Genomic DNA, 19,351 nt, shown 5'->3' with positions numbered 1-19,351 from the left:
GGCCCCACACCAAGGATGTGAGGCCGCCACAAACTACGGATGACTAGGAGATTTTCACCGGGTTAACCACGTCCGCCACGAGGACGAGCAGCGTGAAGCAGACGAAGATCCCTGCCACGACATACGCGACCGGCATCAGCTTCGCCACGTCGAACGGGCCCGGGTCCGGGCGCTTGAGCACCTTCGCCAGGTTGCGGCGCAGCGCCTCCCACAGCGCGCCCGCGACATGCCCGCCGTCGAGCGGGAGCAGCGGGAGCATGTTGAAGAGGAACAGGGAGAGGTTGAAGCCGGCGACCAGCATCAGGGCCATGGCCAGCTGCTGGGTGGGCGGGATGTCGAGGGTGAAGATCTCGCCGCCGACGCGGGCCGCGCCTACGACGCCCATCGGGGAGTCGGCCTGGCGGGGGGCGCCGTCGAAGGCCGCGTTCCACAGGGCCGGGATCTTGCCGGGGAGGTCGGCGATGGAGTCGACGGCCTCGCCGAGGCGGTCGGTCATCCAGGTGACCGAGTCGCCGAAGTCCTGGCGGACGATGCCGGTGGCCGCGCTGAAGCCGAGGAAGCCGGCGGTGACGTACTGGCCCTGGACGATCTGGCCGCTGGAGTCCTTCCTGGCGACCTGGTTGCTCGCGATCTTCGCGTGCAGGGTGACGTCCTGGCCCTTGCGCTCGACGACGATGGCGACGGTCTTGCCGGGGGCGGCGCGGATCAGGTCGGAGAGTTTGTTCCAGTCCGTCGTCTTCACGCCGTTGAAGCTGAGGATCTTGTCGCCCGCCTTGAGGCCCGCCGCCGCGGCCGGGGAGGCCGGGTCGGTCGACCGGCAGGTGTCGCGGTTCTGGCTCTGTGCGATGACGCACTGGGAGACCGAGCTGACCGTGTTGGTCTGCTGCGAGATGCCGAAGCCCATCAGGACGGTGAGGAAGAGCGCCACCGCCAGGATGAGGTTCATGAACGGGCCCGCGAACATCACGATGACCCGTTTCCAGGGTTTGCGGGTGTAGAAGAGGCGGGTCTCGTCGCCGGGCTGGAGTTCCTCGAAGGCCGCCGAGCGGGCGTCCTCGATCATGCTGCGCCAGGGCGAGGTGGAGCGGGCGGTGATCCGGCCGTCGTCGCCGGGCGGGAACATGCCGATCATGCGGATGTAGCCGCCGAACGGGATGGCCTTGAACCCGTACTCGGTGTCGCCCTTCTTCCGGGACCAGATGGTCGGGCCGAAGCCGACCATGTACTGGGGCACCCGGATGCCGAAGAGCTTCGCGGTGGAGAGATGCCCCAGCTCGTGCCAGGCGATCGAGACCAGCAGGCCGACCGCGAAGACGACTATGCCGAGGATCATCATCAGGGCTGTCATGCACGCGCCTCCGCGTTCGCCGTGGTCGTCTGCGCTGTCAGTTCGCGGGCCCGGGCACGCGCCCAGGTCTCCGCTTCGAGGACGTCCGGCACGGTGAGCGAGGTTCCCGTGGCCGGTGTCCCGTGTTCCTCGACCACCCGTGTCACCGTCTCCATGATTCCGTTGAACGGCAGCGCGCCCGCGCGGAACGCCTCCACGCACTCCTCGTTCGCCGCATTGAACACCGCCGGGGCCGTGCCCGCGAGCTGTCCCACGTGCCGGGCGAGGCCGACGGAGGGGAACGCCTCGGTGTCGAGCGGGAAGAACTCCCAGGTCGAGGCCTTGCTCCAGTCGAACGCGGGCGCCGCGTCCGGGACCCGCTCGGGCCAGCCGAGCCCGATGGCGATCGGCCCGCGCATGTCGGGGGGCGTCGCCTGGGCGATCGTCGATCCGTCGTTGAATTCCACCATCGAGTGGACATACGACTGCGGGTGCACGACCACCTCAATGCGATCGAAGGGAATGTCGTACAGCAGGTGCGCCTCGATCACTTCGAGACCCTTGTTCACCAGGGTCGCGGAGTTGATCGTGATCACCGGGCCCATCGCCCAGGTGGGGTGCGCGAGGGCGTCGGCGACGGTCACGTTCGCCAGTTCCGCCTTCGTACGGCCGCGGAAGGGGCCGCCGGACGCGGTGACGACCAGCTTGCGCACATCGGCGCGGGTACCGGCCGCGAGGGCCTGGAAGAGGGCCGCGTGCTCGGAGTCGACCGGGATGATCTGGCCGGGCTTCGCGAGGGCCTTCACCAGCGGGCCGCCGACGATGAGCGACTCCTTGTTGGCGAGCGCGAGGACGCGGCCCGCCTCCAGGGCGGCGAGGGTGGGCGCGAGACCGATGGAGCCGGTGATGCCGTTCAGCACGGTGTGGCAGTCGGAGGCGGCGACCTGAGTGGCCGCGTCGGGACCGGCCAGGATCTCGGGGAGCGGTTCCCCGGCGCCGTACTGCGCGGTGAGCGCTTCGCGCAGTGCCGGTACGGCGTCCTCGCGGGCGACCGCGACCGTCCGCACCCCGAGCCGGTACGCCTGCTCGGCGAGGAGCCCGACCCGGCCGCCGTTGGCGGAGAGTGCGGTGACCCGGAAGCGGTCCGGGTTGCGCAGCACCAGGTCGATGGCCTGGGTGCCGATGGACCCGGTGGACCCCAGGATCACCAGGGCCTTGGGACCGTCGCCCACGACGGGGTCGTAGACGAGATGCGGGTCGGCGAGGGGTGCTGGACTGTCGCTCATCCCTCCATTGTTGCCGCAACGGGTGGCCAGGTGGACAGCGGTTCCCTCGGGCGGGTGGCTTATCGGCTCTCGTCGGTGATTGAAGGGAAATCCCCCTTTGTGAATACGGCGTGAAGGTCGTGTGATAACACTTCAGTCCTGCGCCGGTGGACGACCGGCCAGTGGACGACATCCTGGGGGGATTCTCCATGCGGATACGCGCTGCCCTGCCCGCGCTCGCGGGCGCCGCGATACTCACCGGCACGCTGCTGAGCACTCCGGCCGAGGCCGCGGGCGGGGTCACGATCTACCACGTCTGGTTCGACAGCCCGGGCTCGGACAACCGGTCCAACACGAGCCTGAACGGCGAGTGGGTGCAGATCAAGAACACCAGCCGGTCGGCGATCTCGCTCAAGGGGTGGGTCCTGAAGGACGTCTCGAACCACCGCTACGTCTTCAAGAACATCAAGATCGGCGCCGGCAAGTACATCAAGGTGCACACCGGCAAGGGCTCGGACACCGCGTCGAACACGTACCAGAACCGCGGTGCCTATGTCTGGAACAACACCAGCGACACGGCGACGCTGACCAGAGCGACCGGCAGCAAGGTCGACACCTGCTCCTGGACGACGCGGGATCCGAGCGACAAGTACTGCTGATCCGGGGTCAGTCGACGGGTCGGTGCACGTTGTCCGCCTTGGACGGGCCCGGGGTCGTGTCGGCGATCCAGGGTCCGTCGCCCGAGGGGTCGACGATGCCCTCCTCCAGCCACGTGTACGCGCCGCCCATGACTCCCTTGACCACCTTGCGGTCGAGGTCGTCGGTGTTGGTCCACAGCCGGCCGAAGAGTTCCTCGATCCGGATGCGGGACTGTTCGCAGAAGGCGTCGGCGAGTTGGTAGGCCTCGCGGCCGTGTTCGCCCTGGGTGCGCAGGAGTTCGGCCCGTACGCAGACCGCGCTCATCGCGAAGAGTTCCGCGCCGATGTCGACGATCCGGCCCAGGAAGCCCTGCTTGGTCTCCATACGGCCCTGCCAGCGGGACATGGCGTAGAAGGTGGAGCGGGCGAGCTTGCGAGCGCCACGCTCGACGTAGCGCAGGTGCTTGGAGAGGTCGATGCCGTGGCGGAACTCGCCGTAGGTGCCCGGGAGTTGGCCGCTGCCCGCGACCAGCTTCGGGAGCCACTTGGCGTAGAAGACACCCGCGTTGGCACCCGCCTTCGCCTTGTCCGAGAGGGACTTGTCCGGGTCGATGAGGTCGCCGGCGACCGTGAGGTGGGCGTCGACGGCCTCGCGGGCGATGAGGAGATGCATGATCTCCGTCGAGCCCTCGAAGATGCGGTTGATCCGGAGGTCGCGCAGGACCTGTTCGGCGGGGACGGCCTTCTCGCCGCGGGCCGCGAGGGACTCCGCCGTCTCGAAGCCGCGGCCGCCGCGGATCTGGACCAGCTCGTCGGCCATCAGCCAGCCCATCTCGGAGGCGAAGAGCTTGGCGAGCGCGCCCTCGATGCGGATGTCGTTGCGGTCCTCGTCGGCCATCTGGCTGGACAGGTCGAGTACGGCCTCCAGGGCGAAGGTCGTCGCCGCGATGAAGGAGATCTTCTTGCCGACGGCCTCGTGCTCGGCGATCGGCCTGCCCCACTGCTCACGGGCCGCCGACCACTCACGGGCGATCTTCAGACACCACTTGCCGGCCGCGACGCAGGACGCGGGGAGCGAGAGGCGGCCGGTGTTGAGGGTGGTCAGGGCGATCTTCAGGCCCGCGCCCTCGGGGCCGATGCGGTTGGCGGCCGGGACCCTGACCTGGTGGAAGCGGGTGACGCCGTTCTCGATGCCGCGCAGGCCCATGAAGGCGTTGCGGTTCTCGACGGTGATGCCGGGCGAGTCGGCCTCCACGACGAACGCCGTGATGCCGCCCCTGCCGCCCTCGGTCTTCGGCACCCGGGCCATCACGACCAGCAGATCGGCGATCACGCCGTTGGTGGTCCACAGCTTCACCCCGTCGAGGACGTACGCGTCCCCGTCCCGCACCGCGCTTGTCGCCAGGCGTGCCGGGTCGGAGCCGACGTCCGGTTCGGTGAGCAGGAAGGCGCTGATGTCGGTGCGGGCGCAGCGCGGCAGGAACTCGGCCTTCTGCTCGTCGGTGCCGAACAGCTTCAGAGGCTGCGGTACGCCGATCGACTGATGCGCGGAGAGCAGCACGCCGACCGCCGGGCAGGCCGAGCCCGCCAGCGCCAGCGCCTTGTTGTAGTACACCTGGGTGAGGCCGAGGCCGCCGTACTTGGTGTCGATCTTCATGCCGAGGGCGCCGAGCTCCTTGAGGCCGGCGATGACCTCGTCGGGGATGCGGGCCTCGCGTTCGATGCGGGCGGCGTCGATCTCCGTCTCGCAGAAGACGCGCAGTTTGGCGAGGAACTCCTCGCCGCGCCGCACGTCCTCGTCCGGCGGGAGCGGGTGGGGATGGATGAGGTCGAGCCGGAAGCGGCCGAGGAACAGTTCCTTGGCGAAGCTGGGCTTGCGCCAGTCCTGTTCCCGGGCGGCCTCCGCCACCTGGCGGGCTTCTCGCTCGGTGACGGTGGGTTTGCTGGGTGGAGCGGACATGAGGCTCACCTCGCCGCGAATCGGACCCTCGGCGCTCTGTGGTTACCGATGGGTGCTACCCGTTCGTATCTACCCGATCCGCCGCGAAGCGGCCACCCTTCGCGCGTCCGTTCAGCCGATGTCGACGGAGTACGCCTTGGTGTCAAGGCGCCCCGAGCCCTTGAAGACCTCGGTGCCGGACTCGATGCCGGAGAGGTACTTGTCGTTGCTCAGCAGCTTGCGGCGGACCAGGGCCTGGGTGAAGTCGTCGATGTCGAGACTCGCCTTGGTGGTGTTGGCCCGACGCACGAAGGAGTAGACGTTCCAGCCGATGTTGCCCTGGTAGATGTCCCACATGGCGCCGTCGAGGCTGACGCTGCCGTACTTGGTGCCGAGCGGGCCGGCCCCGCCCTGCCGGTTGAGCCAGATCATGATCTCGTCGGTGGGCCGGTCGGCCCAGTCGGCGGTGTTCTTGGAGTGCAGCCACAGGTCGTAGGCCACATCGAGCGTGCCGGGATTGGAGCTGAGCGAGAAGTCCCAGCTGGTCTTCACCGGCTTGCGGTCGCCGACCCGGATCGGCAGTCCGGTGGTCGCCTTGTCGACCTTCCAGCCCCAGTGCCAGCCGAGGACGGTACTGGCGTACGACTTCACGTCCGCGTCGGTGCCCTTGCCGTTGTTGGCCCAGCTGAAGGACGTACCCCACGAAATGGTGGACCCCGACCGGGAGTCGTCCCAGACGCACTGGCTGCCGGTGGCCTTGTCCTGGCCCCAGAGGTTGTTGTTCACGTAGTACTTGCCGAGCGTGACGGTGTCGAAGGCCCCGCACTTCCTGCTCGTCTCGCCCGCCTGCGCGACGGTCACGCCGGCGAGCGCCGCGAGCGCGACCGAGGCGGCGGCCAGCACCTTCGCCCTCTTCGAGAGACGGGGTCTCCGGTGTTGCATCGGGGGTCCTTCCGGGGGACGGTTCGTCTACGGCCCGTCAGCGGCCGTTACGACCTCCAAGTGGCCGCCGACCCGCCCGGAGGTTGCCTTGCGCTCGCGGAGAATGTCGTCCAGCCCGATCTTCAGAGAAAGTGTCGAAGCGCTTCGACAACCTATGGACACCCACACCGCCTGAAGCTAATGTCGAACCACCCTCACTCGCCCTTGTCAGCAACGCGCACTGTCGAAGCGCTTCACAAAGCTTGGAGAGCTGGATGGTCACCCTCGCCGAGGTCGCCCAGCACGCCGGAGTCTCGGCGAGCACGGTGAGCTATGTCCTCAGCGGCAAGCGGTCCATCTCCGGAGCCACCCGGCAGCGGGTCGAGCAGAGCATCCGCGAGCTGGGCTACCACCCGAACGCGGGCGCCCGCGCCCTGGCCAGCAGCCGGTCGAACATCATCGCGCTGATGGTGCCGCTGCGCACGGACATGTACGTACCGGTGATGATGGAGATCGCCATCGCCGTGGCGACCACCGCCCGCCTGCACGGCTACGACGTGCTGCTGCTCACCGGCGAGGAGGGCCCCGACGCGGTACGCCGGGTCACCGGCAGCGGGCTCGCCGACGCGATGATCCTGATGGACGTCGAACTCGCCGACGAGCGGCTGCCGTTGCTGCGCGGCACCGACCAGCCGTCCGTACTCATCGGCCTCCCCGCCGACACCACCGGACTGACCTGCGTCGACCTTGACTTCGGGGCGACCGGCGCACTGTGCGTCGAGCACCTCGCGAAGCTCGGTCACCACGACATCGCTGTCATCGGCGAGGCACCCGCGGTCTACGAGCGGCACACCGGTTTCGCCGAGCGCACCCTCGACGGACTCCGCTCCAGGGCACGGGAGTTGGACCTGCGGGTGCTGCACCGGCCGTGCGAGGGCGGGTACGACGCGATGGCGGTGACGCTGGCCCGGATCTTCGACGAGCGCCCCGGCACCACGGGCTTCGTCGTGCAGAACGAGTCGGCGGTCGAGCCGCTGCTCGCGCTGCTGCGTCAGCAGGGCCGGGCGGTGCCGGAGGACGTGTCGGTGGTCGCGGTCTGCCCCGACCAGGTCGCCACCCAGGCCTCGGTGCGGCTGACGTCCGTCGCCATCCCCGCGCAGGAGATGGGGCGTTACGCCGTGGAGCACCTGGTGGCCAAGCTGGACGGCCGCGGCAGTGACGAAGTCGTGCTGATCGCACCGGAGTTGACGGTGCGGGCGAGTACGGGGCCGGCGCCGTCAGCGTCTTGACCGGCCACGCTCCACGTGTTTGTGCGGTTACCCCCTGTCTGCTTTCCTCCAGGAGCACTCCTCGTGAATCTGCCTGCCGAAATCCAGTCCGAGGTCAGTCTCGCGCAGTCCTCCCCCACCATCGGCACCTTCCGTGAGCGGGACGGCGCGCTGGAGTGGAGCGGACGTCAGGAGACCGTACGGATCGAGCCCTGGGGTCCGGACGCGGTCCGGGTGCGGGCCCGACTCGGCGGTCCGCTGCTCGACGGGCTGCCGGGCGCGCTCCTGGACGCGGCGCCGCCCACCGAAGCGAGCGTCAAGATCGAGGACGGCCAAGGGACCCTGACCGTAGGCGAGTTGACCGTCCACGTCGACGCCGAGGGCCTGATCCGCTTTCTGCGCACCGAGGACTCCGCCGAGCTCCTCGCGGAGGCCCGCGCCCACTTCTGGTGGCCCGGCTCACGGCTCTACACGGCGGTCGGCAACGGCCACCACCGCCTGGAGCAGCGCTTCGCCGCCTACGAGGACGAGAAGCTGTACGGCCTCGGGCAGCACCAGCACGGGCGGTTGGACCAGAAGGGGCTGGTCCTCGACCTGGTCCAGCGCAACGCCGAGGTCGGCATCCCGGTGCTCGTCTCCAGCCGCGGCTACACCCTGCTGTGGAACAACCCGGCGATCGGCCGCGTGGAGCTGGCCGGCAACGGCACGCGCTGGGTGGCCGATTCGGCCCGGCAGATCGACTACTGGATCACCGCGGGCGACCCGGCCGACGGCCAGCGCCGCTACAGCGCGGTGACGGGCCGTACGCCGATGCTGCCGACGTGGGCGGCGGGCTTCTGGCAGTGCAAGCTGCGCTACCGCACCCAGGCCGAACTCCTCGCCGTGGCACGGGAGTACAAGCGCCGAGAGCTGCCGTTGTCGGCCATCGTCTGCGACTTCTTCCACTGGACGCACCTGGGCGACTGGAAGTTCGACCCGGCGGAGTGGCCCGACCCGGCGGCGATGGTCCGCGAACTCGACGAGCTGGGCGTGAAGTTGGTGGTGAGCGTCTGGCCTTCGGTGTCACCCCTGAGCGAGAACCACTCGGTGCTGGAGCAGCGCGGCCATCTGATCGGCACCCAGTACGGGCCGATGGCCCACGCGGACTGGCCGGACAAGGGGGTCGCGTCGACCGTCCAGGTCGCCTTCTACGACGCCACCAACCCCGGGGCCCGCGAATTCCTGTGGTCGAAGATCCGCGACAACTACCTTGTGCCGTACGGCATCACGGCCTTCTGGCTGGACGCCTGCGAGCCCGAGCTGAAGCCGGGCTTCCAGGAGAACCTGCGCTACTGGGCGGGCCCGGGCCTGGAGGTCGGCAACATCTATCCGGCCGAGAACTCCCGTACGTTCCACGAAGGACTGCTGTCCGAGGGGGAGTCGGAGATCATCACCCTCAACCGCTCGGCGTGGGCGGGCAGTCAGCGCTACGGCGCCGCGCTGTGGTCGGGTGACATCGGCACCGACTTCCCGACCCTGCGCCGCCAGATCGCCGCGGGCCTCAACACCGCGCTGTCCGGCATCCCTTGGTGGAACACGGACATCGGCGGCTTCCACGGCGGCGACCCGGACGACCCGGCATACCAGGAAGTCATGGTCCGCTGGTTCCAGTTCGGCGCGCTGTCGCCACTGATGCGCCTGCACGGCTTCCGCGACCCGGGCATGCCGCTCGGCCCCGACATGACGGGCGGTCCCAACGAGGTCTGGTCGTACGGCGATCGGGCCCTGCCCATCCTGGAGAAGTACCTGCGGCTGCGCGAGCGCCTGAAGCCCTACGTCCTCGAGGTGATGCGGGCCGCGCACGAGGAGGGGCTGCCGGTGATGCGGCCGCTGTTCCTGGAGTTCCCGCAGGACCCGGCGAGTTGGTCGGTCGACGACGCGTATCTCTTCGGCCCCGACCTGCTGGTGGCGCCGGTGCTGACGGCGGGCGCGACGGCCCGTACGGCGTATCTCCCGGCGGGCGCCTGGTGGACGGACGCGTGGACGGGCGAGACGTACGAGGGCGGCACGGCCGTGACGGTCGACGCCCCGCTGGACCGCATCCCGCTGTTCCTGCGGGACGGGGCGACGCTGCCGGTCGCGGAGTAGCGAAGTGGCCTCACCCGGAGGGGAGTTGGGCCTCTCCTCCGGGCGGCCCCACAGGCCGTGACGCTTCCGTTGCGCGGAACTGTGGGCTCCGTCACAGCCGTGCCGATCTTGTTCTGGTGGACTCCTGCGATGGTCTTACGCAAGCTCGCCGGGGCGGCGGGCCTGGCCGCGTTCGCCCTGTATCTGTGGGGTCTGCTCTACGTGCTGGGCGCGCTCCTGCAGGCCGCGGACGGCGGCGCCGACTCCTCGCCGACGCTGCCCTGTCGTACGACCAACGGACAGGAGGGCGGGCCGGAGGACCCCAGAGCCGCCCAAGTCGTGGACTACTCCGTGGACTTCGTCCCGCTCAGGTTCGTCTGCGAGACGACGGGCGGGGGAAGCTATGTCACCCGCACGGTTCCCGGCTACGTCAACCCGGCCGTGGGCGGCCTCGTGCTCGCCGCGCTCGGCTGCTGGGTCGCGGGGCTCGTCGTCGCGGAGCCGCCCGGCCCCCGCGGAGTGCGGGGACCGGGCGGCTGAGCGCGGTGCCGGGGTGGGTCAACTGCTGGTGACGCTCTCGCTGTTGGTGGTGAAGGCGAGGCCGCCGGACGAGGACGTGATCTCGAAGCCGAACTGAAGGTCCCCGATGGTCACATTGCCGAACCAGCCCTTGGTGTCCTTGATCCACTTGAGGATCGGCAGGATGTCGATCGTGCCGGACGAGGAGTTGGAGCTGCGCACGAACGAGAACACGTCGTTGCTGCCGTTGTTGCCCTTGTAGACGGTCCAGGTGGAGCCGCCCAGCGTCAGACTGCCCTGCGAGGTGCCGAGCGGGCCGACCGCGCCGGTCTTGTTGACCCAGAGCATGATCTCGTAGGCGTAGTTGGTGTCCCAGATGTCGTACGACGTGTTGTACGCGCCGGACGACGGAACCGTGACGTTGTAGCTGCTCTTGAGCGAGCCGAGCGAGGTGATCGACTTGCCGATCACCTTCTTGGCGTTGGGGTAGGCCTTGATGCCGCCGGTGTTGGGGTGGTTGGCGGTGACTCCCCAGTTGGTACCGGAGTTGGCCCAGATGCACTGGGTGCCGGCGCCGGAGCCCCAGATGTCGTTGTAGAGCGTGTAGCCGTTCAGGGTCGTGCTGCCCCACTGGTCGCAGGAGCTCCAGACGGCGGCGGAGGCGGGGGCCGAGGCGAGGCCGACGGTGGCGCCGAGCGCGAGTGCGGGGGCCAGCAAGGCCATGACGAGCCTGCTGCGGGTGCGTGTTGCCATGGTGTCCCTTCCATGGGTGGGGGGAGTTGCGTGTGGCTACCGCGCCCCCAGGGTGAGGACGCGGTCTTCTCCGGCGACGAGTTCGAGCGGCTGAGTGCCGGAGGAAGTCCGCAGTTCGAGGCGGTGGGTGCGGGAGGGGCGGAGTACCGCGACGGCCGTGTCCGGCGTCCAGGTCAGATCGAGTTCCGCCCCGAACCTCGTGCGTACGCCGGTGAGTTGACCCTGTGGATACGCCGCCGGCAGCGCGGGGAGCAGGACCAGCCGGTCCGGCGTCGACTGCACCAGCGTCTCGATCAGCACACCGGGCAGGGTGTGCGCGGCGTCCGCGTTGTACACATCGCGGTTCGGGTAGTGCGCGCTCATCAGCGAGGCGTGGAAGAAGTCGCCGCCGAGGACCTGACCGAGGGCGTGCGCGACCCGCTCACCGTCGCGGAGGCGGGCCGCGACGAGCGCGTGGTGCAGGTGGCCGTGCGCCGAATCGTTCTCGGCGCCCCGGAGTTGGAGCGCGCGGTGGGCTGCGGCCGCGAGGCGCGGGGTGTCGTAGGGGTTGATCTCGTCGAGGGGCCAGACGCCGTACAGGTGGCTGAGGTGGCGGTGGTCGTAGCTGTCGTCCAGTCCCGGCCAGGCCCATTCGGCCAGCGCTCCTTGGGAGTTGACCCGGTGGGGCGGGAGCCGGTCAGCGAGGGCGGCCCAGCGGCCGGCTTCCGGGGTGCCCGGGTGGTAGTCGGCTGCGGTGCGCAGCGCGTGGCGGGCGGCGGAGAGGTCCATCGCGGCGTTGATCGCGCCCCAACTGCCGTTCGCGGGACGGTTCTCGGGCGAGTAGGAGGGGACGAGGACCAGGTGCCCGTCGGGGTCGGTGCGTTCGGTGCGACTGCTCGTGAGGAAGTCCTCGTAGAACAGGGCGACTTCGGCGAGCGCGGCGGCGGTGCGGGGGTCGCGTGCGCCGCGGGTCTCGTCGTGGTCGACGAGCGGCTTCAGCAGCCAGTCGGCGCCGGCGGTCCACAGGTGCAGCGGGTACTCGCGGCTGAAGTGGTACGACAGCCCGGACTCGCCGTCGGTGTGCGCGGGCGCGACGACGCCCCGGGCGCCGAAGACGGCCCGGGCGTTCTCCCGCCAGTCGTCGCGCTGACGGTGGATCAGGGCGGCAAGGGCGTCCGTGACTTCGGGGAGTGCGGCACTCGCGGCGGAGGCCGTCTGGAGGTTGAGGTTCGCGTCGTTGGTGAACGCGCCGGACCAGGCCGTGTTCCAGTCACCGGTCCACAGGCCGGTGAGACGGGGCGGGAGGAGACCGCTGGAAGAGAGGAGGTGATAGCGCCCTGCGGCAAAGAGGCGCTCCAGGAGGGCGGGGCTGGTGGGCCGCTTGAGCAACTCGGAGCCGGGGAGCGCCCGTTCCGTGGCATCGGCCCGGAGATCGAGGGTGACGCGGTGGTAGGCGGTGCGGTGGAGCGCGAGGTGGCGGTCGAGAAGGGTGTCGTAGAGGCTCCCTTCGTCGGCCTGCCGTTCGTCGGGCAGCAGGGCACGCAGGGCTCGGGTCTCCGCCGCGACGTCCAGTTCGCCGGTGTGGCGTCGTACGCGGGTGAGGAGCAGGACCTCGGTCGCGCCGGTGACGCGAACTCCGCTCGGCGCGAGCCGAGTTGTGCCGCCGGTGACCACGGCCAGGGTCACCCCGGTGTAGGCCCGGTCGCTGTCGGGGTAGCGGACGCGGAGGTTGAGCAGAGCGCCGTCGGAGGTGAGAAGCGTGCCGTGGCCGACGGCCAACTTCACCGGTGCGCCCGGGAGTTGGTGCTCCTGGGTGAGATCGAGGGTGAGGTCGGCGGCCGTGACGTGCTGGACGATCACGTCGTCGGCACGGGAGACGAACAAGCGGCTCCGCCAGTCGCCGCGGCGGGCGATGGTCTCACCGGTGGTGAAGTCGACGGAGCGGCGGTAGTCGCGTTCCGCGCCGACGGCCGACCGGCTGCACAGTCGCGTCTGAAAGGCAGGATGGAAGGGCTGCACCCACTGAAGCGGCCGACCGTCCGTGAAGTCCTCGGCGGCCGTGAGCTCACCGGCGAGCAACCGCTCCTGAAGCGCCTGGAGTTCGGCGGCGAGACGCGGAGGCCGGGCGTGCTCGGCACCGTTCGGGCGGACGAGGGTGTGATGGGTGACGATGACCCGGTCGTCGCCCGGATCACCGAACACGAGGGCACCGTGATGTCCGTTGCCACTGAGGAAGGCGTCCTCCCAGCGGGCGGCGGGGGTGGGTTCCCAGGTGCCGTGGTGGGGGGTGGTGGGGGGTGCGGGGTCGGCGGACTCGTGTGCTTCGGGTGCGCCTCCACCAGCCCCGGCCCGACCAGCCCCGGCTCCGCCCGTCATGGCCGTAGCACCGCGACGCCGTAGCGGCCGAGGGTGAGCTCGTGTTCGACGGGCGTGCTGGTGAGCAAGTCGTCGTAGTTGCCCGGGACTTCGACGGTCACTGGTTCGCGTCCGTGGTTGAGGAGGAACAGCAGGTCGCCTCGGCGTACGGCCTCGACGCCCGCCGGAAGTCCTTCGAGTACCGGGCGGACGCCCGCCTCGGCGGCGGCGCGGGCTAGCAGGGCGCGGAGGGCGTACGGCTCGGGGAGGGTGGAGACGTACCAGGCGCGGCCCTTGCGGAGCACGGCGGCCAGGCCGTCCAACTCCCCACCTTTGTAAGGGATCGCCTCGTCGGCGGCGCCGTCCTCGGGCTCTATCTCCTCCGACCAGAGTGTCCCTCGGAAGCCCTCGCACTCGACGGTCTCCCCGGGGTCCAGCGGCCACCACTCGTGCAGGGTGCGGATGCCGAAGAGGTCGCGGAGGCGGTCGTCCATGCCGCCGGGGCGGACGCGGTCGTCCTCGTCGGCGATCCCGGTGAGGAAGCCGCAGACGAGGGTGCCGCCGCCGCGGACGTACGCGAGGAGGTTGTCGATCGCGGTGTCGGTGAGGAGGTAGAGCTGCGGGACCACGACCAACTCGTAGGCGGACAGGTCGTGTTCGGGGTGGGCGAAGTCGGTGGTGAGGTGGGACTCCCACAGGGCTCGGTGCCAGGCACGGACGACCTCGGGGTGGTCGACCTCGGTGGAGAGGCGGCCGTCCTGGGCGCCGGCCCACCAGGCGTTCCAGTCGTGCAGGATCGCGATGTCGGCGGGGATGTGAGTACCCGTCACTTCACCGCCGATACGGGCGAGTTCAGCGCCGAGCTGCTTGACCTCCTGGAAGGTGCGGCCCCTCTCCCCCGCGTGACTGAGCATCCCGGAGTGGAACTTCTCGGCGCCCTGCCGGGATTGGCGCCACTGGAAGTAGCAGACGGCGTCGGCGCCACGGGCCACGGCCTGGAGGGACCAGAGGCGGTTGAGGCCGCGCGGCTTCGGGTGGTTCACCCCGCGCCAGTTGACCGGTCCGGCCGCCTGCTCCATGAGCATCCACGGGCCGCGCGCCTGCGAACGGGTCAAGTCCTGCACGAGGGCGGCACTTTGGGCGCCGAGCGGATCGCGCGGATCGGGATAGAGGTCGACCGAGACGACGTCCTCCTCCTCGGCCCAGCGCCAGCCGTCCTGGCCGACCCACAGCGGCATGAAGTTGGTGGTGACCGGGAGGTGCGGGGTGTGCCGGCGGACGATGTCGCGCTCGGCGGTGTAGCACTCCAGGAGCATGTCGGAGGTGAAGCGCCGGAAGTCGAGCACGTGGGTGGGGTTGTTGAGGTAGTGGGCGTGGCGCGGAGGCAGCACGCCGTCCCAGGTGTCGTAGCCCTGGCTCCAGAACGCCGTACCCCAGGCGGAGTTGAGGGCGTCGAGCGTGCCGTACCTCGCACGCAGCCAGCGGCGGAAGGCGACGGCGGCCTCGTCGCCGTAGTCGAAGGTGCAGTACTCGTTGTTGATGTGCCACATCGTGAGGGCGGGGTGGCCGGCGTAACGGGCGGCCAGGGCCTCGGTGATGGCGGCGGCGTGCCGCCGGTAGACAGCGCTGGAGTGCGAGAAGTGCTGCCGTCCGCCCCACCACTCGATCCGGCCGTCGGCGTCCCGGGGCAGGGTCTCCGGGTGGAGGCGCCCGAGCCACGGCGGCGGGGAGGAGGTGGGCGTGGCGAGCACGACCCCGATTCCGCTCTCGTGCATCAGATCCATCAGCCGGTCGAGCCAGCCGAACTCCCTTGCCCCCGGCTCGGGTTCGAGCTTCGCCCAGGAGAAGACGCCGAGGGTGACGGAGTTGACGCCGGCGTCCTTCATCAGCCGGACGTCCTCGTGCCAGGTCTCCTCGGGCCACTGTTCGGGGTTGTAGTCGCCGCCGAAGAGGACGCGGCCACGGGTGGCGTCACCGAGCTGAGGCATCAGAACTGCTCCCCGTACTGGATCCCGCGCCCGTTGGTGGCGAGGTAGACACGGCCGTACACACGCGGGTCACCGGTGATGCACTGCCCGGTCCAACCCCACTGGTGCCGGTCGTCGTTGATCCGCACCCAGGTCTTCGCCTCGTCGTCGGAGCGGTAGACGGCGGTGATGGTATCGGTGGAGCCGACCTGATAGATCGCCGGGTAGTCGGCGCCGGGGGCGGGTCTGCCGAAACCGAGGGTGTAGGAGGCCCAGCAGCTGGCGACCTTGGCGAAGCTCACGCCCCCGTCGACAGACCGGTACAACCCGTTCCACTTGACGCTCAGCCACAGGTCACCGGTCCTGCCCGGCGCCGCGACCAGCTGGAACTGGCTGTCCCCGGCGGGCAGCCCACCCGCACGCGCAGTGAACGAGACGCCACTGTCAGTGCTGGCGTATAGCGTTCCTGTGTCGGTGTCGTATGCGTAGAAGAGCGTCGGGTCGGCCGGGTCGGCGACCGGCGTGGCGCCCTTCGGGAAGGAGGAGATCTCGGTCCAGGTCGCGCCGTTGTCCGCCGAGCGGTGAGCCGGGTACTTCGTGCCGTCCCAGTGCACGAAGGACCACAGCAGCGTACCGCCGTCGGCGCCGGCGGCGATCGGCCCCGGTGCGTCGTGGGCGATGGAGGGCTGGGCAGCGAAGGGCGCCCAGGTCCGGCCGCCGTCGCCCGAGTATGCACCGTTGCCGTTGTCGCCCCAGCCCGTGCGGACGACATACGCCGGCCTGCCCGCGGCCTGCGCGATTCCCGTCGCCGACCCGAACACGGGGTTCGTCGCCATGCCGCGCGACGGAGACGCCGTGAGCCGCTCGTGGTACATCACGCCGATGTCCCGCGAGGCGCTGATCAGGTGTGCCTCCCCGACCGGGGGCGAGATCAGCTGGATCACGGACGTCTCCTCCAGGCCACGGATCCGCGGTGCCCAGTGCGTGAGGTCACGGGTGCCGTAGAGGGTGGCGCCGGTGCCGTAGACGACGTGCTCCGAGTCGTACGGGTCGACGGCGACGGCCTGGATCCACCAGCCGAACTTCGGCTGGTCCGCACCCCACTTGAGGAAAGGAGTCTCGGACACGTCGAAGACAGCGGAGTCCCTGAGGGACGTCCAGGTGAGGCCACCGTCGGTGGTCCGGTACAGGGTGTCCACGGCCGCCCAGCGGTTGTTGGTGGAGACGACGACGGTCCCCGCACGACGGGCGTCGACGGCGACCCCGCCATAGCCGAAGGTGTCGCTGCCGCCCGGCTGGACGGGGGTGACGTCCGTCCAGTGCCCGGTGGCGGGCGCGAGCCTGTGCACACTGCCGGCGGACTGCCCGTTGGGCCCGGGTGCGTCGGCGTACGTCACATACAGCTCGCGCGCGTGGCGGTCGTAGGCGGCACGGATCGGGACCTTGGCGGAGGTGCCGGTGGGCTGCCCGGGGACGGCCTCCCAGGTGGTGCCGTCGGTGGTGCGGTGGAGGTTGACGGCGGTCGCGCTCCCGTCGCCGTCACCCCACCCGGCGTAGACGGCACGGCCGACGGCGACGAGGAAGGTGACGCCCTGGCCGGACGCGCTCGCGACAGCCGGGAATTTGCTGACGGCTGCCCAAGTGGCGCCCCGGTCCGTCGACTTGAGCAACCCGTCGTGCCGGGTGCCGAGCCACAGGGTGTCACTGTCACGCGGGTCGACGAGCAGCCGCTCCCCGGCACCGCGCCCGTCCTCGTTGCCGCCGAGCTTCACGGCGAGGTCGGTACGGGTCCAGGTGGCACCGCGGTCTTCGGAACGCAGGATGGCTCCGTTGTCCGCCCAGGACTGGGCGTAGGTGCCGACGGCGAGGTACAGCCGATCCGGATGCGCCGGGTCGACGGCGAGGGCCTCCACCCCGAGGAGATTCCAGTCGTCCCAGCCGAGTTGATCGGTGAGGGGGGTCCAGCGGGCGGTCCGGTCGTCCCAGCGGTAGGCGCCTCCGATGTCGGTACGGGCGTAGGCGAGGCCGCGGACGGAGGGGTGGAAGAGGACACCGGTGACGAATCCGGTGCCGCCGATTGCGGCATTGCGCCAGCGGTAGGGGGCGGCTTCCGCCGCATTGGCCTTCGCGGCGATGCCCGGCACGGTGGCAAGCGCGGCGACGGCTGCGGTACCCGCAAGAACGGCACGCCGGCTGATTTCGGACGCGCGCATGACATACCTCGCTCTACGAAGAAACGGTCAGGGGAGTTTCCTTCAGGGGCGCGGGGAACTGCGCGACCAGCCACAACGCACCCGCAGCCAAAACACAACCGATTCAGCCCTTAACGGCCCCCGTCAGCATCCCCTTCTTAAAGTGCCGCTGCACAAACGGCGAAAGCACAGCCACCGGCAACAAAGCCATCACCATGACCGCCATCTGCACGGCCAGCCCCGACAACTCCCCCGTCTTGATCGCCTGCCCCAGCCCCACCGGCGCCTCCTGCTTCTGCACCAGCTGGATCATGACGTTCTGCAGCGGCATCATGTCCTGGTCGTTGAGATAGAGAGACGCGTTGAACCAGGCGCTCCAATACCCCACGGCGTAGAACAGCGTGATAACGGCAAGCACCGCACGCGACAAGGGCATGACGACCTGCCAGAGAATCCGGAAGTCACTCGCGCCGTCGATCCGCGCGCTGTCGACGAGTTCCTGCGGAATGCCCATGAAGAACCCGCGCAGCACAAGGATGTTGAAGACACTGAGCGCACTCGGCAGGATCAGCGCGAGATAGCTGTCGGTGAGACCGAGCGACTGCACCAGCAGGTAGGTCGGAATGAGCCCGGCGCTGAAGAACATCGTGGCGAGCAGCAGCATCAGGATCCACCGGTGCCCGAGCGAGCCGATACGGGAGAGGCCGTAGGCGCACAGGACGGACACGGTCATGGAGAAGGCCGTGCCGACGACGGTGATGAGGACGCTGATGACCGCCGCGCGGGTGACCTGGCCGCCGCTGAGGAGTTCCTTGTAGGCGACGAAGGTGATGCCCTTGGGCACCATGACCAGGCCGCCCGCCTGGTCGATGGTCTTGCGGGAGGAGAGGCTGGTGACGAGGACGATCCAGAGCGGGAAGAGGATGCCGAGGCAGGCGAGGGTGAGGACGAGCCCCTTGCCGGCGAGGCCGGCCCTGCTGGGCTCCTCCTCCCAGGTCGGCCGGGGCGGCGCGGCCCAACGACCGGGCTGCCGTACGGACTTGACGGGCTCGACGGGCTTGTCGATGACGGCGGTCACTTCTTGTACACCCCCTGCTCGCCCATGAGGTGGGCCACTTTGTTCGCGGCGAGGACCAGGCCGAGGCTGATCACGCCCTTGACGAGTCCGGCCGCCGCGGCGTAGCCGAAGTCCTGGTTGCGGACGCCGTTCCACCAGACGAAGGTGTCGAGGACCTCGGCCGCTCCGGGTCCCACGGCGTCGCGTTGGAGCAGGATCTGTTCGAAGCCGACGGTGAGCGCGTCGCCTACGCGCAGGACCAGCAGCAGCGCGATCACCGGCCGGAGCGCCGGCAGCGTGACGTGCCACATGCGGCGCCAGCGGCCGGCGCCGTCCATCGCGGCGGCCTCGTAGAGGTCGGGGCTGACGGAGGACAGCGCGGCGAGGAAGACGATGATCCCCCAGCCCGCGTCCTTCCACACGCTCTGGGCGGTGACGAGGAACTTGAACGTGTTGGGGTCGGTCATCACGTCGAGGCCGTCGAAGCCGTGTTGCCGCAGGAGTTGCGAGAACAGCCCCGCCCCGCCCAGGAGTTGCTGGAAGACGGCGATGACCAGCACCCAGGAGAAGAAGTGCGGAAGGTAGAGGATGGCCTGGGAGAGCGCCCGGACCCGGGGCCTGACCACGCTGTTGATGAGCAGCGCGAGCAGGATCGGGATCGGGAAGAACAGGATCAGCTGGAGGAAGAACAGGACGAGCGTGTTCTGTACGGCGCTCCAGAACGCGGAGTCCGCGAAGATCTGCTGGAAGTTCTCCAGGCCGACCCAGGGGCTGTGCAGCATCGAGACGATGCCGTTGTCGCTGGCGTAGGGGTCGTAGTCCTCGAAGGCGACGATGTTGCCGAGGATCGGCAGGTAGTTGAAGACCAGGATGAGCAGGACGGCCGGCAGGGTCATCAGGAGCAGGACGCGGTCGCGTCTGAACCTGAGGCGCCAACTCAGCTTGGCCTTCGGGCGGTTGGGCCGGGTGCCGGTGGCGCCGCCGGACGCCACCGGGGACTTGCCCGTCGTGTCGGCCTCGGTCCTGCTCCGAGGCACCGTGCTGTGGGACACGGCCGTTCTCCTT

The 19,351-nt window shown here is 69.6% G+C and carries 14 protein-coding genes; 4 read left to right on the top strand and 10 right to left on the bottom strand.

What is annotated here, in order from left to right; all coding sequences use genetic code 11:
• Positions 1–43: 43 nt before the first annotated feature.
• Both SSP08S_RS47955 and dxr read right to left on the bottom strand, forming a co-directional pair.
• Positions 44–1,348: a site-2 protease family protein gene (locus SSP08S_RS47955; protein ID WP_019074796.1), complete on the bottom strand. Its 1,305-nt coding sequence runs from the start codon at positions 1,346–1,348 to the stop codon at positions 44–46.
• A complete protein-coding gene (gene dxr / locus SSP08S_RS47950; protein ID WP_019074795.1) occupies positions 1,345–2,613 on the bottom strand; it encodes a 1-deoxy-D-xylulose-5-phosphate reductoisomerase in 1,269 nt (422 codons plus the stop codon). Before dxr ends, SSP08S_RS47955 begins: the two co-directional genes overlap by 4 nt.
• A 188-nt stretch (positions 2,614–2,801) precedes the next feature.
• On the opposite strand from dxr, the gene SSP08S_RS47945 reads away from it, so the two are divergent.
• A complete protein-coding gene (locus SSP08S_RS47945; RefSeq protein ID WP_043260346.1) occupies positions 2,802–3,251 on the top strand; it encodes a lamin tail domain-containing protein in 450 nt (149 codons plus the stop codon).
• Between the two features lie 7 nt (positions 3,252–3,258).
• On the opposite strand, the gene SSP08S_RS47940 is transcribed toward SSP08S_RS47945, so the two are convergent.
• Positions 3,259–5,190: an acyl-CoA dehydrogenase family protein gene (locus tag SSP08S_RS47940; RefSeq protein WP_019074793.1), complete on the bottom strand. Its 1,932-nt coding sequence runs from the start codon at positions 5,188–5,190 to the stop codon at positions 3,259–3,261.
• Between the two features lie 111 nt (positions 5,191–5,301).
• A complete protein-coding gene (locus tag SSP08S_RS47935) occupies positions 5,302–6,111 on the bottom strand; it encodes a GH12 family glycosyl hydrolase domain-containing protein (protein ID WP_019074792.1) in 810 nt (269 codons plus the stop codon).
• 254 nt (positions 6,112–6,365) lie between these two features.
• Here SSP08S_RS47935 and SSP08S_RS47930 point away from each other — a divergent pair, with 254 nt between their 5' ends.
• The 3 genes from SSP08S_RS47930 (at position 6,366) to SSP08S_RS47920 (ending at position 10,004) form a co-directional block, all read left to right on the top strand.
• A complete protein-coding gene (locus tag SSP08S_RS47930) occupies positions 6,366–7,379 on the top strand; it encodes a LacI family DNA-binding transcriptional regulator (RefSeq protein ID WP_019074791.1) in 1,014 nt (337 codons plus the stop codon).
• Between the two features lie 63 nt (positions 7,380–7,442).
• A complete protein-coding gene (locus tag SSP08S_RS47925; RefSeq protein WP_019074790.1) occupies positions 7,443–9,485 on the top strand; it encodes a glycoside hydrolase family 31 protein in 2,043 nt (680 codons plus the stop codon).
• 129 nt (positions 9,486–9,614) lie between these two features.
• Positions 9,615–10,004: a hypothetical protein gene (locus SSP08S_RS47920; protein ID WP_019074789.1), complete on the top strand. Its 390-nt coding sequence runs from the start codon at positions 9,615–9,617 to the stop codon at positions 10,002–10,004.
• 18 nt (positions 10,005–10,022) lie between these two features.
• Here SSP08S_RS47920 and SSP08S_RS47915 read toward each other — a convergent pair whose 3' ends face one another.
• From SSP08S_RS47915 to SSP08S_RS47890, 6 genes are all read right to left on the bottom strand, one after another.
• Positions 10,023–10,736, bottom strand: coding sequence for a glycoside hydrolase family 12 protein (locus tag SSP08S_RS47915; protein ID WP_019074788.1), 714 nt, complete (start codon positions 10,734–10,736; stop codon positions 10,023–10,025).
• 36 nt (positions 10,737–10,772) lie between these two features.
• Positions 10,773–13,091 carry a glycosyl hydrolase family 95 catalytic domain-containing protein gene (locus SSP08S_RS47910; RefSeq protein ID WP_078532797.1) on the bottom strand — a complete coding sequence of 773 codons (2,319 nt, stop codon included), beginning with the start codon at positions 13,089–13,091 and terminating at the stop codon, positions 10,773–10,775.
• Entirely contained in the window at positions 13,088–15,058 is a 1,971-nt protein-coding gene (locus tag SSP08S_RS47905; protein ID WP_019074786.1) for a beta-galactosidase, read from the bottom strand. The genes SSP08S_RS47910 and SSP08S_RS47905 overlap by 4 nt, the downstream gene beginning before the upstream one ends.
• Entirely contained in the window at positions 15,058–17,250 is a 2,193-nt protein-coding gene (locus SSP08S_RS47900; RefSeq protein WP_019074785.1) for a sialidase family protein, read from the bottom strand. Before SSP08S_RS47900 ends, SSP08S_RS47905 begins: the two co-directional genes overlap by 1 nt.
• 103 nt (positions 17,251–17,353) lie before the next feature.
• Positions 17,354–18,307: a carbohydrate ABC transporter permease gene (locus SSP08S_RS47895; RefSeq protein WP_019074784.1), complete on the bottom strand. Its 954-nt coding sequence runs from the start codon at positions 18,305–18,307 to the stop codon at positions 17,354–17,356.
• Positions 18,304–19,338 (bottom strand): ABC transporter permease, encoded by a 1,035-nt coding sequence (locus SSP08S_RS47890; protein WP_019074783.1) that lies wholly within the window; start codon positions 19,336–19,338, stop codon positions 18,304–18,306. Before SSP08S_RS47890 ends, SSP08S_RS47895 begins: the two co-directional genes overlap by 4 nt.
• Positions 19,339–19,351 lie beyond the last annotated feature (13 nt).

This window comes from Streptomyces hokutonensis (assembly GCF_000376565.1).
Classification (GTDB): Bacteria; Actinomycetota; Actinomycetes; order Streptomycetales; family Streptomycetaceae; genus Streptomyces; species Streptomyces hokutonensis.
Note: the sequence above shows the minus strand (reverse complement) of the source record. Positions and strands in the feature narration are given on the sequence as shown.